The sequence below is a fragment of the Cupriavidus sp. SS-3 genome, assembly GCF_035818815.1.
GTDB classification, from domain to species: domain Bacteria; phylum Pseudomonadota; class Gammaproteobacteria; order Burkholderiales; family Burkholderiaceae; genus Cupriavidus; species Cupriavidus taiwanensis_C.
This window is the reverse complement of the sequence record NZ_JAYLVT010000003.1, coordinates 198,308-223,040: the sequence shown is the minus strand read 5'-3', so window position 1 is coordinate 223,040 and position 24,733 is coordinate 198,308. Positions and strand designations below refer to the sequence as shown.

Annotated in this window: 23 protein-coding genes; 6 read left to right on the top strand and 17 right to left on the bottom strand. The window is 69.0% G+C overall.

Annotation, left to right across the window (positions count from 1 at the left end; all coding sequences use genetic code 11):
- Positions 1-22: 22 nt before the first annotated feature.
- From U9J39_RS06935 to edd, 3 genes are all read right to left on the bottom strand, one after another.
- On the bottom strand, positions 23-1,498 hold the full coding sequence (locus U9J39_RS06935; protein WP_326346808.1) for a circularly permuted type 2 ATP-grasp protein: 1,476 nt from the start codon (positions 1,496-1,498) through the stop codon (positions 23-25).
- A 338-nt stretch (positions 1,499-1,836) separates the two neighbouring features.
- Positions 1,837-2,343: a gluconokinase gene (locus U9J39_RS06930; protein ID WP_115679918.1), complete on the bottom strand. Its 507-nt coding sequence runs from the start codon at positions 2,341-2,343 to the stop codon at positions 1,837-1,839.
- A gap of 70 nt (positions 2,344-2,413) precedes the next feature.
- Complete coding sequence (gene edd, locus U9J39_RS06925) at positions 2,414-4,306, bottom strand: phosphogluconate dehydratase (RefSeq protein ID WP_326346807.1); 1,893 nt, start codon at positions 4,304-4,306, stop codon at positions 2,414-2,416.
- A 257-nt stretch (positions 4,307-4,563) separates the two neighbouring features.
- On the opposite strand from edd, the gene U9J39_RS06920 reads away from it, so the two are divergent.
- A complete protein-coding gene (locus tag U9J39_RS06920; protein WP_326346806.1) occupies positions 4,564-5,517 on the top strand; it encodes a MurR/RpiR family transcriptional regulator in 954 nt (317 codons plus the stop codon).
- A gap of 22 nt (positions 5,518-5,539) precedes the next feature.
- Here U9J39_RS06920 and U9J39_RS06915 read toward each other — a convergent pair whose 3' ends face one another.
- The 4 genes from U9J39_RS06915 to U9J39_RS06900 form a co-directional block, all read right to left on the bottom strand.
- Positions 5,540-7,963 (bottom strand): DNA internalization-related competence protein ComEC/Rec2, encoded by a 2,424-nt coding sequence (locus tag U9J39_RS06915; RefSeq protein ID WP_115708919.1) that lies wholly within the window; start codon positions 7,961-7,963, stop codon positions 5,540-5,542.
- Positions 7,964-8,034: 71 nt separating this feature from the next.
- Positions 8,035-8,895: a TatD family hydrolase gene (locus tag U9J39_RS06910; protein ID WP_326346805.1), complete on the bottom strand. Its 861-nt coding sequence runs from the start codon at positions 8,893-8,895 to the stop codon at positions 8,035-8,037.
- A 13-nt stretch (positions 8,896-8,908) separates the two neighbouring features.
- Positions 8,909-9,649, bottom strand: coding sequence for a lipoprotein-releasing ABC transporter ATP-binding protein LolD (lolD, locus tag U9J39_RS06905; protein ID WP_115708915.1), 741 nt, complete (start codon positions 9,647-9,649; stop codon positions 8,909-8,911).
- The gene (locus tag U9J39_RS06900) at positions 9,642-10,892 is read right to left on the bottom strand and encodes a lipoprotein-releasing ABC transporter permease subunit (RefSeq protein ID WP_116312371.1); all 1,251 of its coding nucleotides are present in this window, start codon (positions 10,890-10,892) and stop codon (positions 9,642-9,644) included. Before U9J39_RS06900 ends, lolD begins: the two co-directional genes overlap by 8 nt.
- 160 nt (positions 10,893-11,052) lie before the next feature.
- Between U9J39_RS06900 and U9J39_RS06895 the strand changes: the two genes are divergently transcribed.
- Positions 11,053-12,183, top strand: a complete 1,131-nt coding sequence (locus U9J39_RS06895; RefSeq protein ID WP_326346804.1) for a hypothetical protein — start codon at positions 11,053-11,055, stop codon at positions 12,181-12,183.
- 36 nt (positions 12,184-12,219) lie between these two features.
- A complete protein-coding gene (recJ, locus tag U9J39_RS06890; protein WP_326346803.1) occupies positions 12,220-13,923 on the top strand; it encodes a single-stranded-DNA-specific exonuclease RecJ in 1,704 nt (567 codons plus the stop codon).
- A 26-nt stretch (positions 13,924-13,949) separates the two neighbouring features.
- On the opposite strand, the gene U9J39_RS06885 is transcribed toward recJ, so the two are convergent.
- Positions 13,950-14,675 (bottom strand): peptidoglycan DD-metalloendopeptidase family protein, encoded by a 726-nt coding sequence (locus tag U9J39_RS06885; RefSeq protein ID WP_326346802.1) that lies wholly within the window; start codon positions 14,673-14,675, stop codon positions 13,950-13,952.
- Between the two features lie 191 nt (positions 14,676-14,866).
- Here U9J39_RS06885 and prfB point away from each other — a divergent pair.
- The 3 genes from prfB (at position 14,867) to lysS (ending at position 18,432) form a co-directional block, all read left to right on the top strand.
- Positions 14,867-15,971, top strand: a protein-coding gene (gene prfB / locus U9J39_RS06880; RefSeq protein ID WP_326346801.1) for a peptide chain release factor 2 whose coding sequence is annotated in 2 segments (ribosomal slippage) — positions 14,867-14,947 and positions 14,949-15,971 — 1,104 coding nt in all. Because the reading frame shifts where the segments join, the coding sequence is not laid out codon by codon here.
- A gap of 100 nt (positions 15,972-16,071) precedes the next feature.
- Positions 16,072-16,830 carry an SDR family oxidoreductase gene (locus U9J39_RS06875; protein ID WP_115679909.1) on the top strand — a complete coding sequence of 253 codons (759 nt, stop codon included), beginning with the start codon at positions 16,072-16,074 and terminating at the stop codon, positions 16,828-16,830.
- Positions 16,831-16,878: 48 nt separating this feature from the next.
- A complete protein-coding gene (gene lysS, locus U9J39_RS06870) occupies positions 16,879-18,432 on the top strand; it encodes a lysine--tRNA ligase (protein ID WP_111519650.1) in 1,554 nt (517 codons plus the stop codon).
- A gap of 144 nt (positions 18,433-18,576) precedes the next feature.
- Here the strand turns inward: lysS and iscX are convergent, their stop codons facing one another.
- The 9 genes from iscX to iscR form a co-directional block, all read right to left on the bottom strand.
- Entirely contained in the window at positions 18,577-18,771 is a 195-nt protein-coding gene (iscX, locus tag U9J39_RS06865; RefSeq protein ID WP_012352438.1) for a Fe-S cluster assembly protein IscX, read from the bottom strand.
- A 34-nt stretch (positions 18,772-18,805) separates the two neighbouring features.
- Positions 18,806-19,144: an ISC system 2Fe-2S type ferredoxin gene (fdx, locus tag U9J39_RS06860; RefSeq protein ID WP_025582290.1), complete on the bottom strand. Its 339-nt coding sequence runs from the start codon at positions 19,142-19,144 to the stop codon at positions 18,806-18,808.
- A 40-nt stretch (positions 19,145-19,184) separates the two neighbouring features.
- Positions 19,185-21,050, bottom strand: a complete 1,866-nt coding sequence (hscA, locus tag U9J39_RS06855; protein WP_326346800.1) for a Fe-S protein assembly chaperone HscA — start codon at positions 21,048-21,050, stop codon at positions 19,185-19,187.
- Between the two features lie 108 nt (positions 21,051-21,158).
- Positions 21,159-21,677 (bottom strand): Fe-S protein assembly co-chaperone HscB, encoded by a 519-nt coding sequence (hscB, locus tag U9J39_RS06850; RefSeq protein ID WP_115679905.1) that lies wholly within the window; start codon positions 21,675-21,677, stop codon positions 21,159-21,161.
- A gap of 55 nt (positions 21,678-21,732) precedes the next feature.
- Positions 21,733-21,957 carry a DUF3565 domain-containing protein gene (locus U9J39_RS06845; protein WP_111519645.1) on the bottom strand — a complete coding sequence of 75 codons (225 nt, stop codon included), beginning with the start codon at positions 21,955-21,957 and terminating at the stop codon, positions 21,733-21,735.
- Between the two features lie 34 nt (positions 21,958-21,991).
- Positions 21,992-22,312 carry an iron-sulfur cluster assembly protein IscA gene (gene iscA, locus U9J39_RS06840; RefSeq protein ID WP_012352433.1) on the bottom strand — a complete coding sequence of 107 codons (321 nt, stop codon included), beginning with the start codon at positions 22,310-22,312 and terminating at the stop codon, positions 21,992-21,994.
- A 40-nt stretch (positions 22,313-22,352) separates the two neighbouring features.
- The gene (gene iscU, locus U9J39_RS06835) at positions 22,353-22,751 is read right to left on the bottom strand and encodes a Fe-S cluster assembly scaffold IscU (RefSeq protein ID WP_010809025.1); all 399 of its coding nucleotides are present in this window, start codon (positions 22,749-22,751) and stop codon (positions 22,353-22,355) included.
- 74 nt (positions 22,752-22,825) lie between these two features.
- On the bottom strand, positions 22,826-24,049 hold the full coding sequence (locus U9J39_RS06830; RefSeq protein WP_269462417.1) for an IscS subfamily cysteine desulfurase: 1,224 nt from the start codon (positions 24,047-24,049) through the stop codon (positions 22,826-22,828).
- Positions 24,050-24,101: 52 nt separating this feature from the next.
- The gene (iscR, locus tag U9J39_RS06825; RefSeq protein ID WP_012352431.1) at positions 24,102-24,653 is read right to left on the bottom strand and encodes a Fe-S cluster assembly transcriptional regulator IscR; all 552 of its coding nucleotides are present in this window, start codon (positions 24,651-24,653) and stop codon (positions 24,102-24,104) included.
- Positions 24,654-24,733: the final 80 nt, after the last annotated feature.

The following is a 24,733-nucleotide window of genomic DNA, read 5'->3' as shown; positions in this document are numbered from 1 at the left end:
GCGGGCTCTCCCGAATCGGCGTTCATCGTTCCAGCACCCAGGTGTCCTTGGTGCCGCCACCCTGCGAGGAATTCACCACCAGCGAGCCCTCGCGCAGCGCCACGCGCGTCAGCCCGCCCGGTACCATGCGCACCTCCTTGCCCGACAGCACGAACGGGCGCAGGTCGATATGGCGCGGCGCGATGCCGGCCTCGACATAGGTCGGGCAGGTCGACAGCGCCAGCGTGGGCTGCGCGATGTACTGCTCCGGCCTGGAGCGGACCACCTCGCGGAAGGCATCGATCTCGGCGCGCGCCGCCGCCGGGCCGACCAGCATGCCGTAGCCACCGGCCCCGTGGGTTTCCTTGACCACCAGTTCGGCCATATGGTCCAGCACGTACTGCAGGTCCTCGGCGCGCCGGCACATGTAGGTCGGCACGTTGCTCAGGATGGCCTCTTCGCCCAGGTAGAAGCGGATCATGTCCGGCACATAAGGATAGATCGACTTGTCGTCGGCCACGCCGGTGCCGATCGCATTGCAGATGGTCACGTTGCCGGCGCGGTAGACCGACAGCAGCCCCGCGGCGCCGAGCGCGGAATCGGGGCGGAACGCAAGCGGGTCGAGGAAATCGTCGTCGACGCGCCGGTAGATCACGTCGATGCGCTGCGGACCCTGCGTGGTGCGCATGAACAGGTGGTTGTCCTCGACGAAGAGATCGCTGCCTTCGACCAGCTCCACCCCCATCTGCTGCGCCAGGAAGGCGTGCTCGAAGTACGCCGAGTTGTACATGCCCGGCGTCAGCACCACCACGGTGGGATCGGCGATCGCCTGCGGCGAGACCCCGCGCAGCATGTCGAGCAGCAGGTCGGGGTAGTGCGCCACCGGCGCCACGCGGTTGCGCGCGAACAGGTCCGGGAACAAACGCATCATCATCTTGCGGTTCTCGAGCATGTACGACACGCCCGACGGCACCCGCAGGTTGTCTTCCAGCACGTAGAACTCGCCCTCGCCGGCGCGCACCACGTCGATGCCGGCGACATGCGCATAGACGTCATGCGGCACGCTGACGCCGAGCATCTCGGGCCGGTACTGGGCGTTGTTGTAGATCTGGTCGGGCGGAATCACGCCGGCGCGGATGATGTCCTGGCCGTGGTAGATGTCGTGGATGAAGCGGTTCAGCGCGGCCACGCGCTGGCGCAGGCCTTTTTCCAGCAGCGCCCATTCGCTCGCGGGGAAAATGCGCGGGACCACGTCGAACGGAATGGTGCGCTCGGTACCGCTGTTGGCTTCGTCCTTGTCGCCGTAGACGGCGAAGGTGATGCCCACGCGCCGGAACACCAGGTCGGCCTCGGCGCGCTTGTTGGCCATGGTGCTTTCGGTCTGGCGCGCCAGCCATTCGGCGAAATGCCGGTAGTGCGGGCGGACCGCCCCCTCAGGCAAGGTCTGTCCCGCGTGGATCAGCGCTGGCGCACTGTTGTCGCGCCAGTCCAGCATCTCGTCGAAATACCGCGCCGCCATGATGGCCGCTCCTCCATGTCGCGGGCGCCGCTGCCGGCCGCCCTGGTTGCCCTGGCTGTCCTGCCCTGCCGCGCGGCCGCGCCGGTTGGCGCAAGCCGCGGTGATGCCGTCGAGTCACTGGCCCTTCCAGCATACCCGTGCCGGCGAAAGCCGCAAGGCGGCCGGCGGGCCGCCCGTGCCACCGCAGCCGCGCCGCCCGGACACCGAAGCGAAGCTAGCAAGATGCCTGCCAGCGCACGCAAAAAACGGCCGCCGGTGAGGCCGGCGGCCGTGGTTGCGATCCATGGAAAGTCGGGAAGTCCGCCCGGGACCATGCCCCTCCGGGCACGGGGCAGCGGTCAGCGCGGCGCGCTGGCGTCCTGCCGCACGGTGGCGCGCAGGATGGTGTCGACCAGCGCTTCCGGTGGCTGGCGGATGTCGAGGGCCAGCGCGTCGCCGGGCACTTCCAGCGTATCGAACTGGCTTTGCAGCAGCTCCGGATTGAAGAAATGCTCGGTGCGCGCGGACAGGCGCTGGCCGATCAGCGCGGCATCCCCCTTCATGAACACGAAGGTCACGCCGCCATCGGGCGGGGTCAGCCGGTCGCGGTAAGCCTGGCGCAGCGCCGAGCAGGTGAACACATGGGTGCGGCCTTCGGCCCGGGCAGTGTCGATGGCCGCGCGCATTGCCGCCAGCCAGGGCCAGCGGTCATCGTCGGTCAGCGGGATGCCGGCGTGCATCTTGGCCTTGTTGGCGTCGCTGTGGAAGTCGTCGGCGTCATGGAAGCCGCAGCCCAGCCGCTGCGCCAGCAACTGGCCGACCGTGGTCTTGCCGCTGCCGGAAACGCCCATCAGGATATAGATCATGTCTGCTCCGTCGGTCTTGGTATCGGATGGTGTTGCCATCCTTGTCGGTTGCCTGCCTGTCCTGGTCCGGTTATTGTGCGACGGATCGCAGCTCGGCGGTACGGCCGTCGGCGCCGGCGGCGTCGGCATCCAGTTCGGACAGGTCGAGTGCGCTGCCGCCCTCTTCCGCGATCCGTGCGTGGCGCCGGAACAGGCCGAACAGGCCGCGCCCCAGGCTGAACTGCGCGAACCGGTCGGCAGGCGCGAGTACCGGCGCCCGCGCCGCGAATTCGGCCTCGTCGCCCAGCCATTGCAGCGTGCCGGCGACAGCGTCGACCCGGATGCGGTCTCCGTCACGCACGCGCGCCAGCGCGCCGCCGGCCAGCGCCTCGGGGCCGACGTGGATCACCGCCGGCACCTTGCCCGAAGCACCGGACATGCGGCCGTCGGTCACCAGCGCCACCTTGTGGCCGGCGTCCTGCAGTGCGCCCAGCACGGGTGTCAACCGGTGCAGTTCCGGCATGCCGTTGGCATTCGGCCCCTGGAAACGCACCACCGCCACCAGGTCGCCGCCCAGTTCGCCAGCGTCGAACGCCGCCTGCAGCGCCTCCTGCGAATCGAACACCCGCACCGGGGCTTCGACCACGCGGTGCTCGGGCGCCACGGCCGAGACCTTGATCACGCCGCGGCCCAGGTTGCCCTGCATCAGCCGCAGGCCGCCCTCGGCGGAGAACGGCGCGCCCGCAGTCGCCAGCACCTGCGGGTCGCCGCTCTTTGCGGCGCCGTCGCGCCAGTGCAGCACGCCGTCCGTCATCACCGGCTCCTGCGCGTAACGGGCCAGGCCCGGGCCGGCCACGGTCTGCACGTCCTCGTGCAGCAGCCCGGCCTGCAGCAGCTCGCGGATCACGAAGCCGGCCCCGCCGGCGGCATGGAAATGGTTCACATCGGCCGAGCCATTGGGATAGACGCGCGCCAGCAGCGGCGTGATGCGCGACAGCAGGTCGAAATCATTCCAGTCGATGACGATGCCGGCGGCGCGCGCGATCGCCACCAGGTGGATGGTGTGGTTGGTGGAGCCGCCGGTGGCCAGCAGGCCGACCATGGCGTTGGCGATGGCACGTTCGTCGACGATGCGCGCCAGCGGCAGGTAGCTGTCGCCGCGCGCGCGCAGCGCAATCGCGCGCTGTGCGGCCGCGGCCGTCAGCGCATCGCGCAGGCCGCTGTCCGGATGGACGAAGGCCGCGCCCGGCAGGTGCAGCCCCATCACTTCCATCAGAAACTGGTTGCTGTTGGCGGTGCCGTAGAAGGTGCAGGTGCCGGCGCCGTGATAGGCCTGGCATTCGGCCTCCAGCAAGGCCTCGCGCCCCACCTGGCCGGTGGCGTAGAGCTGGCGCACGCGCGCCTTCTCCTTGTTGGGCAGCCCGCTGGCCATCGGGCCCGCGGGCACGAACACCATCGGCAGGTGGCCGAATTGCAGCGCGCCCATCAGCAGCCCCGGCACGATCTTGTCGCACACGCCCAGCATCAGCGCCGCATCGAAGGTGTTGTGCGACAGCGCCACCGCGGTGCCCATGGCAATCGCATCGCGCGAGAACAGCGACAGCTCCATGCCGGCGTTGCCTTGCGTGATGCCGTCGCACATCGCCGGCACGCCGCCCGCCACCTGCGCCACCGCGCCGACCGCGCGCGCGGCCTCGCGGATCACGGCGGGATAGCGCTCGTAGGGCTGGTGCGCCGACAGCATGTCGTTGTACGCGGTGACGATGCCCAGGTTGGGCGCATGCTCGACGCGCAGCTTCAGCTTGTCGCTGGCCGGCAGCGCGGCAAAGCCGTGCGCCAGGTTGGCGCAGGACATGCCGCGCAGCGGCCCCAGTTCCGCCTGCGCGCGCTCGCAGCGCGCAAGGTAGGCGGCACGGCTGGCGCGGCTGCGCGCAACGATGCGGTCGGTAACGGCCTGAAGCTCGGCATGGACGGCAGAAGGCATGGCGTGACGGTCCTTGTGGGCGGAATGAGGCATGGCGATTCGGCGCGCCACGGCGCCGAATCCTGTAGATTTTCTACAATTCGGGCGCCATTATACCCAGCGCCCGCCGCTCGTCATTACGACCACGCAGAAAAATCGCGCAGAAAATGCCGGAGTCAGGGCAAACCCCAAGCGCCAGCCCCGCCGCATTTCGGGCAAGATGCGGCGCCAATCATTGTAGAATCTCTACATATCCTTTCCACGCCGACACTGCCTTCATGCGCGACCGCATCCTTGCCGTCTACGACACCCTTCGTCCTTCAGAACGCCGCCTGGCCGACTATGTCGCCCGCCACGGCGCCGCCGTGATCCGGCTGTCGATGCCGGAACTGGCCGAGCGCGCCGGCGTGTCGCAACCCACCATCGCGCGCTTCTGCGCGGCGCTGGGCTACGATGGCTTCCGCGAATTCAAGCTGCAGTTCGCGCAGAACGTCGGTGGCGGCACGCCCTTCGTGCACCAGGATGTGGCCGCCGACGACCGTCCGGCGGACATCGCCGGCAAGGTGTTCGACCGCACCATTGCCACGCTGATGAGCGTGCGCAACGCCCTGTCGGCCGACCAGATCGAGCATGGCATCCGGCTGCTCGCCGGCGCGCGCCGCATCGAGTTCTACGGCTGCGGCAACTCCGGCATCGTCGCGCTCGACCTGCAGCACAAGTTCTTCCGCCTGGGCATGCCGACCGTCGCCTATGCCGACCCGCACGTGTTCAGCATGTCGGCGGCGCTGCTGGGCCCCGGCGACGTGGCCGTGCTGGTCTCCAACAGCGGCCGCACCTGGGACATGCTGACCGCCGCCACGCTGGCACGCAGCAGCGGCGCCGGCCTGCTGGCGCTGACCCACAGCGGCTCGCCGCTGGCCCGGCTGGCCGATGTCTGCGTGTTCTCCGACGTCGAGGAAGACAGCGAGGTCTACACGCCGATGACCTCGCGCATCAGCCACCTGGTGCTGGGCGACGTGCTCGCCGCCGGCGTCGCGCTGGCGCGCGCGGACACCGTCGCGCCGCGCCTGCAGCGCGCCAAGGCGCATCTGCGCGAGCGGCGCATCGCCGGGGCCGAGCCGGCGCCGGCACGCAGCCGGGGCCGCGCCGTGGCGGCAGAGCCGGCCACGCCGTCTACGTCCACCAAGCCCGCACCGCCCGCCGCACGCCCCAGCCGCCGTAAGGCCGGCTGACCGCCCGCGACACCCGCGCACCCTAGCGCGGCGCCGGCGGCCGTTCCCGCCAGTAGCGCGGCTCCGCGTGCCGGAACATCGACAGCGTGTAACCCGCGCGTGCCGTGTTCATGGTCACCGCGCCGGTTTCGTCGGTGCGATAGCGCAGGATGCCCCCGCGGCCAAAGCGCTCCCAGACTTCGGCGTTCGGATGGCGATAGCGGTTGCCATAGCCCAGCTGGAACACCGCGGCCGCGGGCCCGACCGCCTCGATCCAGTCCGTGCCCGAAGACGTGCCGCTGCCGTGATGCGCCACCACCAGCACGTCGGCGCGCAAGGCCCCGGCCGGCAAGCGCCCGATCAATGCACGCTCCTGCGCCAGGCCGATATCGCCGGTCAGCAGCAGGCTGTGCGCGGCGGTGTCCACGCGCAGCACGCAACTGCGCGCGTTGCTGGGGATGGCGGCCTGCTGCGACTGTTCAGCCAGCGGGTGCAGCACGGCAAAGCGCACGCCGTCCCACTCCCATTGCTGTTCCGCGGCGCAGGGGCGCCATTGGCCTCCATAATGCGGCGCCTCCAGCAGCGGGTGGCCGGCAGGCGCACCGGTGCTGCGCGCCACCACGGCCACTGTCCCCGCAATGTCCGCCACGCCGCCGGCATGATCGAGGTCTTCATGGCTGACCATCAGGTGATCGAGTTGCGACACGCCCTCGGCGCGCAGTACCGGCACCACCACCTGCGCGCCCGCGCTGGAGCCCGAGGCATAGCCCGGCCCGGTGTCGTACAGCAGCGCGTGCGAGCGCGTGCGCACCAGCACCGCGGTGCCCTGCCCGACGTCGAACATCACCGCACGGAACTGGCCGTCGGCAACCGGCGGACCGCGCGCCAGCAGCAGCGGCAGCATCAGCAGCGCGCCATGCCAGCGCAGGCGCGCCGCAGCCACGGGCGCCACCAGCAGCGCCACGCCAAGCGCAGCCAGCAGCAGCGCCACCGGCCCCGCGCTGGCCGCCTCCCACATCGCCCCGGGCAGCATGGAAAACCATTGCAGCACGGCAGCCAGTCCCTGCATGGCAAAGTGGGCGGCCGCCATCACCGGCACGGCCAGCCACAGCGGCAGCGCGGCGCCCAGCAGCGCCAGCGGCGTCACCAGCAGGCTGACCACAGGGATTGCCACCGCATTGGCAAACGGCGACACCACCGAGACCTGGCCGAACAGCAACAGCGTCAGCGGCACCAGCCCGATGGTCACGGCCCATTGGGTGCGCGCGCCCGCGGCAAGCGCGGCCCGCAGCCGTTGCCAACGCCCTGCGGTCGCGGCGTCCCGTCCCGGCCGCGCAGCGAAGAAGATCACCGCGACGGCACCGAAGGACAACCAGAAGCCGGGCAGCATCACGGCCCACGGATCCAGCAGCAACGCCACCAGCGCCGCCCACGCCAGCACGATCGACGCCGGCGGCGCGCGTGCCCCCCACACCGCGACCGCCGCGACGCAAAGCATGGCGACGGTGCGCAGCGCCGGGATCTGCATGCCGGCCAGCATGCCGTAACCCAGCGCGGTGGCCACCGCGACCACCAGCGCGGCTTGCCGGGCCGGCAGCCACAATGGCAGTGGCCGGCGCAGCCAGCGGCCGCAGCCGAACGAATGGCGCCACAGCAGTCCGGTGAGCGACGCCGCCATGCCGGCCACCATGGTGATATGCAGTCCCGAAATGGCCACCAGGTGGCTCACGCCCGTGCGCCGGAACAGCTGCCAGTCGTCCGCCTCGATGCCGCGCTGGTCGCCGATCACCAGCGCGACCAGCACCGCGCCGAAGCGCGCCCCGGCCGGCAGCGCGGCGCGCAGGTGAGCGCGCACGGCGGCACGCCAGGCTTCGATGCGCCAGGCCAGCCGCTCCGAGGCGGCATCCTGCGGCGCACCCTGGGCGCGCCGCACGTAGCCGGTCGCGCCATAGCCCTGCGCCAGCAGCCAGTAGGCGTAATCGAAGCCAAACGGATTGGCGAGCCCGCGCGGCCGCCGCAGGCGCAGGGTCAGCGTAAAGCGTTGTCCCGGGCTTAACTCGAGCGGCGCGTCGCGCCAGTTGAGGATGACCCGGCCCGGCAGCGGCTGGTCCGGCCCCGCGGACTGCTCGACGGTGAACGCGAAGCGTGTGCCGGTGGGAGATCGAGTGGGAAGCCCCGAGACCACCCCGCGCACGTTAAGGTCGCGCGCCTCCAGCCCCACGGGCAGCCATTCGCGCAGGCGCAGTTCGGCGCGCCACGCGGCCCAGCAGTACGCCATGGCAAAGGCCAGCGCGGCCAGCGCCAGGCCTTGCAGCATGGCAGGCAGACGCCTGCCCCACAGGGCCATGCCGATGGCGCACAAGGCCAGCAGCGCGGCGCCCAGGCGCAGGCCGTGCGCCTGCGGCAGCGTCGACTGCTGCTGCAGGGCCCAGCACCCGGCCACGAATGCCCCCACAAAGCGACGCACGGCACCTCCTCCGATGATCTTGCATTACCGGAGTTGTACCCGCGCGCAGGCGCGGCGAGCTTGTCAGCCTGTCAAGAAGGCGTGGAAGTTGTGTGACCGCCAGCAAGCGGAGGCGCCATGGTGTCCGCAAACGCCGCCAGACGCGGCAGCGCCGCCACGGCATTGCGCCAGGTCGCCTGCGCCAGCGTGAGGGCGTCGATGCCGCGCAGTTCCGCCATCACGCGCGCCACGCCGGCGACCTCCGCCGGCGTGTTGCGCGCCTTGTGCTGTTCGCCGAACTGGTCGTCCGACAGCCATGCCGGCGCGATGTCCGGTGCATCGGTTTCCAGCACCAGCGCCTCCAGCGGCAGCTCCGTCGCCAGCCGGCGGATCTGGCGCGCGCGGCTGAAGGTGACATTGCCGCCGAAGCCCAGCTTCAGGCCCTGCTCGACGAAGCGCCGCGCCTGTTCGTGGCTGCCGTTGAAGGCATGGGCGATGCCGCGTTTGACGCCGAGCTTGCGCAGCTGCGCGCCGACCTGGTCCTGCGACTTGCGCACGTGCAGCAGCACCGGCAGGTCGAACTCGCGTGCGATCTTCAGCTGTTCGGCGTAAAGCCAGGTCTGGTGATCCGCCTCCAGCCCCGCGACGAAGAAGTCGAGCCCGATTTCGCCGATGCCGACGAAGCGCGGGTCGTCCATGCTGGCGGCCACCTGGCGCCGCAGCGTGTCCAGCTCGGGCTGGCCCGCGCCGGGCGAGCACAGCGGGTGGATGCCCAGCGCGTAGACGCAGCGTGCATCGCGATGCGCCAGCGCGCGCACGGCGTCGAAGTTCCACGCGGCCACCGCCGGCACCACGATGCCGCGCACGCCGGCGGCCTCGGCCGCGTCGGCGACCTGCTCGCGGTCCGGGTCGAACTCGCCGGCGTCGAGGTGGCAATGGGTGTCGATCCACATGGGCGCGGCCGCTTCAGCGTTCCTGGTGCAGGTGGCCGTCGCGCAGCCTCAGCACGCGGTCGCAGCGCCCGGCCAAGTCCAGGTCGTGGGTGACGATGACGAAGCTGGTGCCGAGCGTGCGCGACAGTTCCAGCATCAGGTCATAGACGCCGCCGGCGGTGTGGTCGTCGAGATTGCCAGTGGGCTCGTCGGCCAGCACGCAGGCCGGCTGGCCCACCAGCGCGCGCGCAATGGCGACGCGCTGGCGCTCGCCGCCGGACAGCTCGCCCGGCCGGTGCCGCGAGCGCCCGCCCAGCCCGACGCGCTCCAGCATCGCCTGGGCGACCTCGCGCGCGGCGTGCTGGGTCAGGCCGCGGATGCGCAGCGGCATCGCCACGTTGTCGAGCGCGGTGAATTCCGGCAGCAGGTGGTGGAACTGGTAGACAAAGCCCAGCGAGCGGTTGCGCACCACGTTGCGCTCGCGCTCGCGCAGCGCCGTGAAGGGCTTGCCGAGCAGCGCGACGCGGCCCGAATCGGGCTCGTCGAGCCCGCCCAGCACATGCAGCAACGTGCTCTTGCCCGAGCCCGAGGCGCCCACGATGGCCACCTTCTCGCCGGCGTTGACGCGCACGTCGACGCCGCGCAGCACGTCGACGTCGAGCTCGCCCTGGCGGAAGCGCTTGGTCAGGCCCTCGGCCACCAGCACCGGCGCACCGGTGCGCGGCAGGCCCGGCGCGGGCGTGGAAGTATCGGCTTGCAGCACGGCTTCACTCATAGCGCAGCGCCTCCGCGGGGTTGACGCGGGCGGCGCGCCAGCTGGGATAGAGCGTGGCCAGCGTGGCCAGCACGAAAGAAATGATGCCGATGGTGGCGATGTCGTTCACGCGGGGATCGGAAGGCAGTTGGCTGATGAAATAGATGTCGCGCGGCAGGAACTGCACGTGCAGCAGCCGCTCGATGAAGGGCACGATCACGTCGATATTGGTGGCGATCAGCGTGCCGCCGGCCACGCCCAGCAGCGTGCCGATAAAGCCGATGGCGACGCCCTGCACGATGAAGATCTTCATGATCGAGCCCGGCTGCGCGCCCATGGTGCGCAGGATGGCGATATCGGCCTGCTTGTCGGTGACGGTCATCACCAGCGTCGACACCAGGTTGAACGCGGCCACCGCGATGATCAGCGTCAGGATGATGAACATCATCCGCTTCTCGGTCTGCACCGCGGCAAACCAGTTGCGGTTCTGCTTCGACCAGTCGCGCAGGTAAAGCTCGCCCGACATGGTGCCGGCCAGCTCCTGCGCCACCAGCGGCGCGCGCTGCATGTCCTGCAGCTTCAGGCGCACCCCGGTGGGACCGCTCAGGCGGAACAGGGTCTCGGCGTCCCGCAGGTTGACCAGCGCCAGCGCGCTGTCGAACTCGAAATGTCCGGATGAAAACACGCCCACCACGGTGAACTGCTTGAGCCGCGGCAGCACGCCCGCAGGCGTGATGGTGCCCTGCGGCGCCAGCAGCGTGACCTTGTCGCCGACCTGGACGCCCATGGCATTGGCCAGCTCGTTGCCCAGCGCGATGCCGAAGCTGCCCGGCACCAGCGCGGCCATGCTGCCGGCGCGGAACTGGCTGCCGATCTCCGACACCTTGGGTTCCTGCGACGGCTCCACGCCGCGCAGCAGCACGCCGCGCACGGCATCGTCGCGGGTCAGCATGGCCTGCGCCGCCACATAGGGGGCGGCACCGACCACCTCCTTGTTCTGCAGCGCCTCGGCCGCGGTCTTCTGCCAGTCCGGCAGCGCCGACGGGCCGATCACCTCGATATGCGCCAGCACCGACAGCATGCGGTCGCGCACTTCCTTCTGGAACCCGTTCATCACCGACAGCACCACGATCAGCGCGGCCACGCCGAGCGCGATGCCCAGCATCGAGATCATCGAGATAAACGAAATGAAGGTGTTGCGGCTGGCGCGCTTGCTTGCGCGGGTATATCGCCAGCCGATCTGCCACTCGTAGGGAAATTTCAAGAGGATTCCTGTTGTTTCGGAAAAGCGCCAGTGCCCGTCGGGGCGCCGCCGGCGGCACGCACGGCAGCCGTGGCGGGCGACGCCGCGGTCACGCCGCGGTCGGGTCGCGGTGGGCTCCGGGACTGGCGCGAGCCAGCCGGGAGTTTACAATCTCGCCACCATGATGACGCACCTGACCCTGATTGTGCCCTTTTCCGTCCCGCCCGGCGCCGGCGACGACGGCCGCGACGATGTTGTCCCCGGCGCGCTGCTGCGGCAATTGGAGCTGCCGGCGCTCGGAAAGTTGCTGACCCGGGCCGCGCCCGGCCCGCGTGAGCGGCACGACGACCCTTTCCTGCGCAGCCTGCCGCAGGAGCGCTGGCTGGCCGGCAAGGCCGGACTGGACACGGTGCGGGTGCCGCTGGCGCCCTATATGCGGCTGGCCGACAACGGCGGCGCCGCCACCGGCGCCCCTGCGGGCACCCCAGCCGCCGCCGACGGCCAATCCTGGGCCTGCCTGCAGCCGGTGCACATCCATGCCGCGCGCGATCACCTGGTGCTGATGCCGCCGGGCCAGCTCGGCCTGCGGCCGCAGGAAGCCAGCGCGCTGCGCGAGGCCATCGACGCGCTGCTGCAGGAGTCCGGCATCGCGCTGGAGACGCCCTGCCCGCAGCGCTGGTACCTGCCCGAGGCCGTGTTCGGCCCGCTCGAGGCCACCACGCCGCTGCGCGCCGCGGGCCGCAATATCGACATCTGGATGCAGGCCGGCGAGCGCGCGCGCGACTGGCGCCGGCTGCAGAACGAAATCCAGATGACGTGGTTCGACCACCGCGTCAACCAGGCGCGCGAAGCCGCCGGCGAGGTGCCGGTCAACTCGGTCTGGCTGTACGGCGGCGGCGCGCTGCAGCCGGTGCCGCGGCTGGCCGATACGGTGCTGAGCGGCGACCCGTTCCTGAGCGGCCTGGCGCTGGCAGGCGGCAGCCGCGTGCTGCCGGTGCCGGCTGGCCTGGCCGGCGCGGCCGCGCTCGAAGGCACGGTGCTGGCGATGCTCGACAGCGCCACCGAAGCGCATATCGCCGAGGACTGGGGCCTGTGGCTGGACCGCATGCACGCGCTCGATGCCGACTGGTTCGGTCCGGCGCTGGAGGCGCTGGCGGCCGGCAATATCGGCGCCATCACGCTGGTGCTGGGCGGCGAGAACCACTTCGCCGAGTTCACCGTGCGGCGCGCCGACCTGCGCAAGTTCTGGCGCGGCATGGGCCAGCGCGGCGACTGGCGCGCGCTGCTGTCCGACCTCGCCCTTGCCGCCTGAAGCCATCGCTCCCGACACCCCACTGCCGCCCCGCCCATGACCCGGATCGCCATCCGCCAATATTCCCCCGAACACGCCAGCGCGCTGGCCGCCACCGGCCTGCACCCGACCCTGGCACGCATCCTGGCCGCGCGCGGCGTGGCCCGCGCCACGGAACTGGCCACTGACCTGCCCGAACTGGTGCCGCCCGCGGCCATGAAGGGCATCGACCACGCCGCGGCCTACCTGGCCGACGCCATCGCCGCCGGCAAGCGCCTGCTGATCGTCGCCGACTATGACTGCGACGGCGCCACCGCCTGCGCGGTGGGCGTGCGCGGGCTGCGCATGCTGGGCGCGCGGGTGGAGTACATCGTGCCCAACCGCTTCGAGTACGGCTATGGCCTGACGCCGGAGATCGTGGCGCTGGCGGCCAGGCAGAATCCGGATGTGATCGTCACGGTGGACAACGGCATCGCCAGCGTCGACGGCGTGGCCGCGGCCAATGCGCTGGGCATCGACGTGGTGGTGACCGACCACCATCTGCCCGGCTCGGAGTTGCCGCAGGCCGCGGTCATCGTCAACCCGAACCAGCCGGGCTGCGAATTCCCCAGCAAGAACCTGGCGGGCGTGGGCGTGATGTTCTACGTGCTGCTGGCGCTGCGCGCCGAGCTGCGCCGCCGCGGCGTCTACACCCCGCAGACCCAGCCGCCGCTGCAGACGCTGCTGGACCTGGTGGCACTGGGCACCGTGGCCGATGTGGTCAAGCTGGACACCAACAACCGCATCCTGGTGGCGCAGGGCCTGCGCCGCATGCGCGCCGGCCGGATGCAGCCCGGCGTGGCCGCGCTGTTCCGTGCCGCCGGCCGCGAGGCCGCGCGCGCCAATACCTTCGATCTTGGCTTCGGCCTGGGGCCGCGCCTGAATGCGGCCGGCCGGCTGGCCGACATGTCGCTGGGCATCGAATGCCTGCTGACCGACGATGCCAACCGCGCCTGGGAAATCGCCCAGGAGCTGGACAGCATGAACCGCGAGCGGCGCGACATCGAGGCCGGCATGCAGCAGGAAGCGCTGCGGATCCTGGAGCAGCCCATGGCCGGACTGGCCGGCGCGGATGCCTCGCGCTATACCGTCAGCGTGTTCAACGATACCTGGCACCAGGGCGTGATCGGGATCGTGGCCTCGCGGCTCAAGGACAAGTTCCACCGCCCCACCATTACCTTCGCGCCGGGCGACGACACCACCGTCAAGGGTTCGGGCCGCTCGATCCCGGGCTTCCACCTGCGCGATGCGCTCGACCTGGTGTCCAAGCGCCACCCCGGCATGCTGCTCAAGTTCGGCGGCCACGCCATGGCGGCGGGACTGACCGTGCGGGCCGAACGCTTTGCCGAGTTCCAGGAGGCCTTCGAGGCGGTCGGGCGCGAATGGCTGACCGACGACCAGCTGGCGCGCGTGATCGAGACCGATGGCGATATCGAAGACCAGTGCTTCAGCCCGGAGTTCGTCACCCTGCTGGAACAGCAGGTGTGGGGCCAGGGCTTCCCGGCGCCGACCTTCTGCGGCGAGTTCGACGTGCTGCGCCAGAGCGTGCTCAAGGGCAAGCACCTGAAGCTGCAGCTGGGCCGGGGCAGCCAGCGCTTCGACGCGATCTGGTTCAACCATGCCGACTCGCTCGGCGCCAGCGCGCAGGTGGCGTACCGGCTCGACAACAACACCTTCAACGGCGTCACCCGCGTACAGCTGGTGATCGAGCACGCGCAGTAGCGTGCCCTGGGCGCGGCGCGCCCGGCTCAGCCGCGCGACGGCAGGTAGCTGGCCGGATTCACCGGCTTGCCGTTGCCGCGCACCTCGAAGTGCAGCTCGCTCGGGCTCGCGCCCATGCGGCCCACGTCCTGCCCCGCCGACACCTGCGCGCCCTCGCTGACCAGCGGCTGGTCGAGGTTGCCGTACACGGTGAGCCAGTCGTCGTTGTGCTTGACGATCACCAGCATGCCGTAGCCGCGCAGGTTGCCGACGTGGATGGCGCGGCCGGCGGCGGCGGCGCGCACCGTGCCGTGGGCCGGCACGGCAATGCTCAGGCCCTTGCTGGCGGGCGGGGAGAAGCCCGCCGTGACGCGACCGTCGGCCGGCCATTGCAAGCGGATGCTGCTGGCCGGCGGCCGGGATGCCGCGGCACTGTCGGCGCGCGGCGTATCGGTCACGGCCTGCCCGGTGCCGCTCGACGCGGTTGCGCTGCCGGCCGCGGCGCCCGGCGGACGCACGCGGATCAGCTGGCCCACCTCGATCTGGCTGGGGCTGGTGATATCGCTGTTCCAGCGGGTCAGGTCGCGCACGCTGCGGTGGTGCTTGCGCGCGATCGAATACAGCGTGTCGCCGCGCTCGACGCGGTAGTAGCCGTCCGGCACGGGCCCGCCCGTGGTGCCGCAGCCGGCCGTGATCGCCGCCGTCGCGGCCGCCAGCAGCAGGCCCAGCGTACGGCGCCGGCCTGGCTCGATGTCATGTCTGGTTTTCGTCATGCGTCCTGTTCTTGGTCTGTGCCGGGGGCGGCTTGCGACCCGTATTATCGCCGCGCGCGCCGCCCGGCACCGCCGGATAGACCGCGCCGGCGCCGTTGCGTTCGGTTCGGGGCGCCGCCGTGACGGCCCGCAAGCCCCGATTTGCCGCGCCGATCCGCTATAATTCGAGGTTTTCGAAGCGCAGGAACATCATGGAAGCAGAACGCCTCAACGCCATCTCCGGTGCCGTCTCCGATCTCCGTTCCCGGACGGAAGATCTACGGGGGTATCTTTGACTACGATGTCAAAGTAGGAAGGCTGGACGAAGTCAACGGCCTGCTGGAAGACCCCGACGTCTGGAACAACCCCAAGCGGGCCCAGGACCTCGGCAAGGAAAAGAAGATGCTCGAGGGCGTGGTCGGCGTCCTGGGCAAGCTCACCGATGACCTCGTCGGTGCGGAAGAGCTGTTCGAGCTCGCCAAGGAAGAAGGCGACGACGACACCCTCGAATCGATCGAGACCGACGTCAAGGGCTTCGAGGCGGTGGTGGCCGACATGGAATTCCGCCGCATGTTCGCCGGCGAGATGGACCAGGCCAACGCCTTCATCGACATCCAGGCCGGCGCCGGCGGCACCGAAGCGTGCGACTGGGCCTCGATGCTGCTGCGCCAGTACCTGAAGTACTGCGAGCGCAAGGGCTTCAAGGCCGAGGTGCTGGAAGAGTCCGAAGGCGACGTGGCCGGCATCAAGAGCGCGACCATCAAGATCGAGGGCGAGTACGCCTTCGGCTACCTGCGTACCGAGACCGGCGTGCACCGCCTGGTGCGCAAGTCGCCGTTCGATTCGTCGGGCGGGCGCCATACCTCGTTCTCGTCGGTGTTCGTCTACCCGGAGGTGGACGATTCGTTCGAGGTCGAGATTAACCCGGCGGACCTGCGCGTGGATACCTACCGCGCTTCGGGCGCGGGCGGCCAGCACATCAACAAGACCGATTCGGCGGTGCGGATCACGCATATCCCGACCGGGATCGTGGTGCAGTGCCAGAACGACCGCTCGCAGCACCGCAACCGCGCCGAGGCCATGTCGATGCTGAAGTCGCGCCTGTACGAGCACGAGATGCGCAAGCGCCAGGCCGAGGCCGACAAGCTCGAGGCCGGCAAGACCGACGTGGGCTGGGGCCACCAGATCCGCTCCTACGTGCTGGACCAGAGCCGCATCAAGGACCTGCGCACCAACGTGGAAATGTCCAACACCCAGAAGGTGCTGGACGGCGACCTGGACCCGTTCATCGAGGCCAGCCTCAAGCAGGGACTCTGAGACCGCACCCGCCGCCGGCCGGCGGCGGCACAGCAACCCATCCATCGCTGTACCGCCGCCCGCGCCTTGCCGGCACGACGGCCTTTCCGACCGGGGCACCATGAGCGAAGCCAATCACCTGTACATCATCACCGGCGCCTCGCGCGGGCTGGGCGCGGCACTGACCAACGCCCTGCTGGTGCCGGGCAACCGCCTGATCTGCGTCGCGCGCAGCCGCAACACCGAGCTGGAGCGCATCGCCACGCTCAGCGGCGTGCCGGTGGCCTGGCACCTGCAGGACCTGTCGCAGGCCGGCCCTGCCGCCACCTGGCTCGCCAGCGTGCTCGACACGCTCGACCTGCCGCCGACCAGCGCCACGCTGATCCTGAACGCCGGCGTGGTCGAGCCGATCGGGCCGGTCGCGGCGCTTCAGGAAAAATCGCTGGTGCCGCACCTGCTGACCAACCTGGCGGCGCCGATGACCATGACCGCGGCGTTCCTGGAGCGCACCGAGAAGTTCGGCTGCCCCCGCAAGGTGCTGGCGATCTCCTCCGGCGCGGCACGGCGCCCGATCGAAGGCTGGAGCGCCTATTGCGCCGGCAAGGCCGGGCTCGACATGTTCATGCGCTCGGTCAACGCCGAATACGCACAGGCCGAGGCGCCGCGCACCGTGCGCGCGGTGGCGCTGGCGCCGGGCGTGATCGATACCGGCATGCAGGCCACCATCCGCAATGCCGATTTTGCCCAGGTGCAGCGCTTCCGCGAGCTCAAGGCCAACCAGCAGCTCGCCTCGGCCGAGGAAACCGCGGGCCGCATCGTCGCTTACCTGCACCGCCCGGATTTCGGCAGCACCGAGCTGGACGATCTCCGCAACTACTGAAGCCATACTGAACCCGCGCGCGGCACCGCGCGCGACCGACACGACATCATGACCGAACCGAACCGCGCCCAGGCCCCGGCGCAGAACAAGGCCGCCGCCGACACGCCCGCCGTCGACGAAAACAAGATCATCGCGGAGCGGCGCGAGAAACTGGCCGCGCTGCGCCAGCAAGGCGTGGCCTTCCCCAACGATTTCCGCCCCACCCACCAGGCCGCCGCGCTGCAGGCGCAGTACGCCGACACCGAACAGGCCACGCTCGAGGCCGCGCCGGTCGAGGTTGCCATCGCCGGCCGCATGATGCTCAAGCGCGTGATGGGCAAGGCCAGCTTCGCCACCGTGCAGGACGGCAGCGGCCAGATCCAGTTCTACATCACCCGCGACAAGGTCGGCGAAGAGGTCTACGCCGCGTTCAAGCACTGGGACCTGGGCGACATCATCAGCGCCCGCGGCGAGCTGTTCCGCACCAACAAGGGCGAACTGTCGGTGCAGGTGCGCGAGCTGCGCCTGCTGTCCAAGTCGCTGCGCCCGCTGCCGGACAAGTTCCACGGCCTGGCCGACCAGGAAATGAAGTACCGCCAGCGCTATGTCGACCTGATCGTGTCGCCGGAAACGCGCAACACCTTCCGCGCCCGTACCGACGCGATCTCGTCGCTGCGCCGCCATATGGCCGACGCCGGCTTCATGGAAGTGGAAACGCCGATGCTGCACCCGATCCCGGGCGGCGCCGCGGCCAAGCCGTTCATCACGCACCACAACGCGCTGGACATGCAGATGTTCCTGCGCATCGCGCCCGAGCTGTACCTGAAGCGTCTGATCGTCGGCGGCTTCGAGCGCGTGTTCGAGATCAACCGCAACTTCCGCAACGAGGGGGTGAGCCCGCGCCACAACCCCGAGTTCACCATGATGGAGTTCTACGCGGCCTACACCGACTACCGCTGGCTGATGGACTTCACCGAAGACCTGATCCGCAAGGCCGCGATCGACGCGCGCGGCAGCGCCGTGCTGACGTACCAGGACCGGGAGCTGGACCTGTCCAAGCCGTTCCACCGCCTGACCATCTGCCAGGCGATCCAGAAGTTCGCGCCGCAGTACACCGACGCGCAGCTCGGCGATGCCGAATTCCTGCGCACCGAACTGAAGAAGTTCGGCGTCAACACCAACGCGCCGCAGTTCCTCAATGCCGGGCTGGGCACGCTGCAGCTGGTGCTGTTCGAGGAAACCGCCGAGAGCCAGCTGTGGGAGCCGACCTTTATCGTCGACTACCCGGTCGAGGTCTCGCCGCTGGCGCGTGCCTCGGACACGGTGCCGGGCATCACCGAGCGTTTCGAGCTGTTTATCACCGGGCGCGAGATTGCCAACGGCTTCTCCGAGCTGAACGACGCCGAAGACCAGGCCGACCGCTTCCGCAAGCAGGTCGAGCAGAAGGACGCCGGCGATGAGGAAGCGATGTACTTCGACGCCGACTATATCCGCGCGCTGGAATACGGCATGCCCCCGACGGGCGGCTGCGGCATCGGCATCGACCGCCTGGTGATGCTGCTGACGGATAGCCCGAATATCCGTGACGTGATTTTGTTCCCGCACCTGCGCAAGGAAGACTGAGGCACTGCAACGTCGCTGGTTTGATCCCCTCTCCTGCTTGCGGGAGAGGGAGCAAACCAGCAGGCGACCAGGGCCGTGTAGCAGCTCCAAAACAAAAAGGCCGGCATCAAGCCGGCCTTTTTGTTTCTTCCTAATATTAGGATTTCATTCCGCTTCCTCGATCCACGCCTGCTGGATCGCCTCCAGGATCTTCTCGCCCGAGCGCGCCGGATCGTCGGCAAAGCCGTCGAGTTCCAGCACCCAGCGGCGCAGGTCGGTAAAGCGCACGCCGGCCGGGTCGACCTCCGGGAACTTGTCGTACAGCGCTTCGGCGATGGCGTAGGTATCGGTCCACTTCATGGGCTTGTTCTCCGCTGGGGTCTGTGCCGGCCGCTCAGTGGCCTTCCTTGGCGTGGTTGATGGTGTACTTGGGAATCTCGACGGTCAGGTCTTCCTCGTCGACGATGGCCTGGCACGACAGGCGCGAATTGGGCTCCAGGCCCCAGGCCTTGTCGAGCAGGTCCTCTTCCTTCTCTTCCGCCTCGTTGAGCGAGTCGAAGCCTTCGCGCACGATCACATGGCAAGTGGTGCAGGCACAGGATTTCTCGCACGCGTGCTCGAGATCGATACCGTGGGAAAGCAGGGAGTCGAGGACGCTGACGCCCTTCTCGGCTTCGATCACCTTCCCTTCCGGGCAGTATTCGACGTGGGGCAAAACAATGATCTGTGGCATGTCGTTTCCTGGGTTCTGTAGTGCGGTGCAGGCGCGGTGATCAGCCCAGCTCCTGTACCTTGCGCCCCGCCAGTGCGCTCTTGATCGAGCGGTCCATGCGGCGGGCGGCGAATTCGTCGGTGCCGTGCGACAGTTTTTCCACCGTGGCGCGGATCGCCAGGTGGTCTTCACCCCGGGCGATGTCGCGCACGCCGGCGATCAGCGCTTCGACCTGTGCGCGCTCCTCGGCCGACAGCAGGTCGCCATCGGTCTGCAGCGCACGCTCGGTGGCCTCGACCAGCCGGTCGGCCTCGACCCGTTCCTCCGCCAGCGCGCGGCTCTTCATGTCGTGCTCGGCCTCGCGGAAGCTGTCCTGCAGCATGCGTGCGATATCGTCGTCGGCCAGGCCGTACGACGGCTTGACCGTGACCGAGGCTTCCACGCCCGAATGCGTCTCGCGCGCGGTCACGGACAGCAGCCCGTCGGCATCCACCTGGTAGGTCACGCGGATGCGCGCCGCGCCGGCCACCATCGGCGGGATACCGCGCAGCTCGAAGCGCGCCAGCGAACGGCAGTCGCTGGCCAGCTCGCGCTCGCCCTGCAGCACGTGGATCGCCATCGCGGTCTGGCCGTCCTTGAAGGTGGTGAACTCCTGCGCGCGCGCCACCGGGATGGTGCTGTTGCGCGGGATGATCTTCTCGACCAGGCCGCCCATGGTCTCGACGCCCAGCGACAGCGGGATCACGTCGAGCAGCAGCCAGTCTTCCCCCGGGGCATGGTTGCCGGCCAGCAGGTTGGCCTGCATGGCGGCGCCCAGCGCCACCACGCGGTCCGGATCGAGGTTGGTGAGCGGGGTCTGGCCGAAGAAATCGCCGACCGCCTTGCGGATCGACGGCATGCGCGTGGCGCCGCCGACCAGCACCACGCCCTTGACCTCGTCGGCGCCCACGCCGGCATCGCGCAGCGCCTTGCGCACCGGCGCCAGCGTCTTCTGCACCAGGTGGGCGGTGATCTGCTCGAAGGTTTCGTCGGTCAGCGTCAGGTGCACGATCTCGCCGGACTCCAGCACCGCGTCAATCACCGTGCTGTCGGCTTCCGACAGCGCCTCCTTGGCCGCACGCGCGCGCACCATCAGCAGGCGCATGTCCTGCGCCGACAGCGGCTGCAGGTTGGCCTGCTCGACAATCCAGCATAGCAGGCGCTGGTCGAAGTCGTCGCCGCCCAGCGCCGAATCGCCGCCGGTGGCCAGCACTTCGAACACGCCCTGGGTGAGCTTGAGCACCGAGATATCGAAGGTACCGCCGCCGAGGTCATACACGGCATAGATACCTTCGGCGGCGTTGTCGAGGCCGTAGGCAATGGCCGCGGCGGTGGGCTCGTTGAGCAGGCGCAGCACTTCCAGGCCGGCCAGGCGCGCGGCGTCCTTGGTCGCCTGGCGCTGGGCCTCGTCGAAATACGCCGGCACCGTGATGACGGCGCCGACCAGGTCGTCGCCCAGGCTGTCTTCGGCGCGCTGGCGCAGCGTGGCCAGGATCTCGGCCGAGATCTCCACCGGGCTCTTCACGCCGGCCGCGGTCTTGATCTGCACCATGCCGGGCGCATCGACGAAGTCGTACGGGCTGTGCTCGATATTGGCCACGTCGCGCAGGCCGCGGCCCATGAAGCGCTTGACCGAGACGATGGTGTTCTTGGGGTCGCGCACCGCTTCGTCCTGGGCCCGGTAGCCGATATGCGCGGTACGGTCAGGCAGGTAGCGCACCACCGAGGGCAGCAGCGCGCGGCCGCGCTCGTCGGCCAGCACTTCGGGAATGCTGCTGCGCACCGCGGCCACCAGCGAGTTGGTGGTGCCGAGGTCGATGCCGACCGCCAGGCGGCGTTGGTGGGGCGCCGGCGACATGCCGGGTTCGGAAATCTGGAGCAGTGCCATGGTAATTCTTCGCTGTCTTGTACGGCAGGGGAAACCGCCATGCGGGGCGGCATGGGCGCGGTTCTCAGGCCGGGCGCCATTGTGTCATGGCCCCGGCGATCTTGCCGGTCAGTCTTCCAGCCGGTCGATGGCCTCGCTGGTATCGTGCTCGATCTTCTCGATAAACATCAGTTGCCGCACCGCGCCGCCGGCCGAGTCGTTGTCGCCGGCATCGAGCAGCGCGCCCAATGCCGCGTGACGCTCGCGCTTCTCCTGGCGCAGCTCGCGCAGCAATGCATCGAGGCGGTCCACGTCGCGCGCTTCCACCGCGTCCTGCAGCGCTTCGCGCCATTCCATCTGCTGCATCAGGAACGCGGGCGACATGGCGGTGTTGTTCTCCGCCTGCACGTCGATGCCGCGCAGCTTGAGCAGGTAGGTCGCGCGCCGCAGCGGCTGGCGCAGGGTGCGGTAGGCTTCGTTGGCATGCGCGGCCCACTGCATCGCCACGCGGCGCTCGGCATCGCCGGCCTTGGCGAAGCGGTCCGGATGCGCCTGCGACTGTACGGTGCGGTAGGCTGCGTCCAGCGCGGCCTCGTCGACGCCGTACTGCACCGGCAGGCCGAACAGCGCAAAAAAATCGTCTTTCAACTGCTTCCCCAAGAAAAAAGAGCGGCCGCGCCGCCCTTCGTCCGTACTGCCGCCGCTACCGCGCGGGCTGGCTGGCCCACTCGGCCGGCGGCTCGTTGCGGTCGCACTTCAGGCAGTTCACCCGCGTGCCGATCATGGCGGCGCGGCCCGCCTCGCTCTGCGTCCACGGCCGCGACTGCCACGGCGGGTCGTGCCGCACATGCTGGCCATGGCCGCAGTCGAGTTCGGCCACCCAGTGGCCTTCCTCGTCCCGGCGGAAGCCGACGATGCTGCGCTCCACCGGACCCGCCGGCGTCAGCCTGCGCTGGCGTAGGTCAGACCGTGAACGACTCGCCGCAGCCGCACTCGTCCTTGACGTTGGGATTGTTGAAGCGGAAGCCTTCGTTCAACCCTTCGCGCGCGTAGTCGAGTTCGGTGCCGTCGATATACGGCAGGCTCTTCGCGTCGACGATGACCTTGATCCCGTGCGATTCGAACACGTTGTCTTCCGGCAGCAGTTCGTCGACGTATTCCAGCTTGTAGGCCAGGCCCGAGCAGCCGGTGGTCTTCACGCCCAGGCGCAGGCCCACGCCCTTGCCGCGGCGTTCCAGGTAGCGCGCCACATGCTTGGCGGCCTTCTCGGTCATGGTGATCATCGTTGCGTTCCTTCGTCGGTGCCGTGCTCAGTGCGACAGGTCAGGCGGCCTTCTGCTCGGCGCCGTGTTTCTTCTTGTAGTCTTCGACGGCGGCCTTGATCGCGTCTTCGGCCAGGATCGAGCAGTGGATCTTCACCGGCGGCAGCGCCAGTTCCTCGGCGATCTGGGTGTTCTTGATCTCCAGCGCCTGGTCCACGGTCTTGCCCTTGACCCACTCGGTCACCAGCGACGACGAGGCGATGGCCGAGCCGCAGCCGTAGGTCTTGAACTTGGCGTCTTCGATCACGCCAGCCTCGTTGACCTTGATCTGCAGCTTCATCACGTCGCCGCAAGCCGGGGCGCCGACCATGCCGGTGCCGACCGCGTCGTCGTTCTTGTCGAACGAACCGACGTTGCGGGGGTTTTCATAGTGGTCGAGAACCTTCGTGCTGTATGACATTTGGCTTACCTCTTGCGTATCTTTTACGGGGGTCTTGCTGTTATTTTGGCGGGATCCCGCGGGTGCTCAGGCGCTCAGTGCGCGGCCCACTGGATCGAATTCAGGTCGACGCCGTCCTTGAACATTTCCCACAGCGGCGACAGGTCGCGCAGCTTGCCGATCTTGCTCTTGAGCAGCTCGACGGTGTAGTCGATTTCCTGCTCGGTGGTGAAGCGGCCGACCGTGAAACGGATCGAGCTGTGCGCCAGCTCATCATTGCGGCCCAGCGCGCGCAGCACATACGACGGCTCCAGCGAGGCCGAGGTGCAGGCCGAGCCCGACGACACCGCCACGTCCTTGATCGCCATGATCAGCGACTCGCCTTCGACGAAGTTGAAGCTGACGTTCAGGTTGTGCGGCACGCGATGCTCCAGGTCACCGTTCAGGTAGACCTCTTCCATGTCCGACAGGCCGTTCCACAGGCGGTCGCGCAGCATGCGGATGCGCTCGTTTTCGGTTGCCATCTCTTCGCGGGCGATGCGGAAGGCTTCGCCCATGCCGACGATCTGGTGCGTGGCCAGCGTGCCCGAGCGCATGCCGCGCTCGTGGCCGCCGCCGTGCATCTGCGCCTCGATGCGCACGCGCGGCTTGCGGCGCACGTAGAGCGCGCCGATGCCCTTGGGGCCGTAGGTCTTGTGGGCCGAGAACGACATCAAATCGCACTTCAGCTGGTTCAGGTCGATCACCACCTTGCCGGTCGCCTGCGCGGCGTCGCAATGGAAGATAATGCCCTTCTCGCGGCAGATCTCGCCGATCTGCTCCACATCCTGGATCACGCCGATCTCGTTGTTGACCAGCATCACCGACACCAGGATGGTGTCCGGGCGCAGCGCCTGCTTGAACACCTCCATGTCGAGCAGGCCGTTGTCCTTCACGTCCAGGTAGGTCACTTCAAAGCCCTGGCGCTCCAGCTCGCGCGTGGTGTCGAGCACGGCCTTGTGCTCGGTCTTCACGGTGATGATGTGCTTGCCCTTGCCCGAATAGAAGTTCGCGGCGCCCTTGATCGCCAGGTTGTCCGATTCGGTCGCCCCCGAGGTCCACACGATCTCGCGCGGGTCGGCGCCGACCAGTGCGGCCACCTGCTCGCGCGCCTCTTCCACCGCGCGCTCCGCGTCCCAGCCGTACGCATGGCTGCGCGAGGCGGGATTGCCGAACTGCTCGCGCAGGTACGGAATCATCTTGTCCGCCACGCGCGGGTCCACCGGCGTGGTGGCCGAGTAATCCATGTAGATGGGGAAATGTGGGGTGCTCATCGTTATGACTGCCTTGTAAGGGACCGCTGATCGCTGTGTTGCTGTCTTGCCGGCGCGCTCAGGACTGCGCCAGGCTGAAAACTGAATTCACCATTCTGGCCCGGACCGGCTTTTCCTGCTTGTCGGCCTTGCCGCGCGCTGCGGCGACCGGCTGCGCGGCGTCTTCGCGCATGTCGTGCAGCACGGCGGGCTGGCGCTCGCGCTGCTGGTCCACCAGGTTCTTGAGGGAAACGGAATCGAGGTACTCGACCATCTTCTGGTTCAGCGTGGCCCACAGTTCGTGGGTCATGCAGCGCCCCGAGCCGTCATCTCCGTTACAATTGCCCTTGCCGCCGCACTGGGTGGCATCCAGCGGCTCGTCCACGGCGATGATGATGTCCGCCACGGTGACGTCCTCGGCCTTGCGCGCCAGGCTGTAGCCGCCGCCCGGGCCGCGCACGCTTTCGACGATCTCGTGCCGGCGCAGCTTGCCGAACAGCTGCTCCAGGTACGACAGCGAGATCTTCTGCCGCTGGCTGATGCCGGCGAGCGTGACCGGTCCCTGGTCCTGGCGCATGGCCAGGTCGATCATCGCAGTGACCGCGAAGCGGCCTTTGGTGGTCAGTCTCATGGTGCAGGGCTCTGGGGTGAAGCGTGGGGGTGAAGCGAATACTTGATCGTTTCCGTCAAGTATAAAGGTACCCGACTAAT